An 890-nucleotide genomic window follows, 5' to 3' on the forward strand; every position below is an offset into this window, starting at 1 on the left:
CCCGGCGGCCGCGCCCTGCTCCAGGGCCGCGCGCCGCTGCAACGCGGAGGCCGCGCCGTTCGCGAAGGCCGCCAGCAGCGCCAGGGCCACGGTCAGCGCGTTCATCCGAACCGCGCCGCCAGCCGCCGGTACAGCGCCGGGGCCACGCCGCGCACCCGGCCCGGCAGCCGCAGCCAGCCGGGCACGTACACCTCGTCCCGTCCGCGCGCCAGCGCCTCCCAGACGGCGTCGGCCACCCGGTCGGCGGGCACCGGGCGGGGCCAGGCGCGCGCGTACGGGGCGCCGCGCCGGGCGAAGAACGGGGTGTCCACCACGCCGGGCACCACGTGCGCCACCGCCACCCCGGTGCCGCGCAGCTCGTAGCGCAGGGCGTCGGCGAAGGCGCCCAGCGCGGCCTTGGCGGCGGAGTAGACCGCCTCGCCGCGCACGCCGACGCAGCCCGCGATCGACCCGACCAGCACGACATGGCCCCGCCCGGCCGCCACCATGGGCGGCAGCAGCAGGTGCACCAGGTGGACGACGGCGGCCAGGTCCACGGCGAGCACCTGGTCGATGGCCGCGGGCGGCATGGCCTGGAAGGGCCCGGCCCAGCCGATGCCCGCGCCCGCGACCAGCACGTCCACCCGGCCCGCGGACCGCAGCGCGGCGCGCGCCAGCTGCCGTCCGCCGTCCGCTGCCGCCAGGTCGGCGACCAGGGCGGTGGCCGACGTGCGGGCGGCCACCCCGTCCAGCCGCGTCCGGTCCCGTCCGCTGAGCAGCAGCCGCCAGCCGCCCTCGGCCGCGAGCCGGTCGGCGACCGCCGCGCCGATGCCGGAGGAGGCGCCGGTCACCAGGGCGACCCCGGACGCCCGCGGCGGGGCGGCGGCCTGGGGCCCGGCGCGGATCGCCCG

The 890-nt window shown here is 81.2% G+C and carries 1 protein-coding gene; it reads right to left on the bottom strand.

What is annotated here, in order from left to right; genetic code table 11:
- Window positions 1–101: 101 nt before the first annotated feature.
- A complete protein-coding gene (locus RKE29_RS30170; RefSeq protein WP_312008885.1) occupies window positions 102–884 on the bottom strand; it encodes an SDR family NAD(P)-dependent oxidoreductase in 783 nt (260 codons plus the stop codon).
- Between the last annotated feature and the right edge of the window lie 6 nt (window positions 885–890).

The sequence above is a fragment of the Streptomyces sp. B1866 genome (assembly GCF_031932565.1).
Taxonomy (GTDB): Bacteria; Actinomycetota; Actinomycetes; order Streptomycetales; family Streptomycetaceae; genus Streptomyces.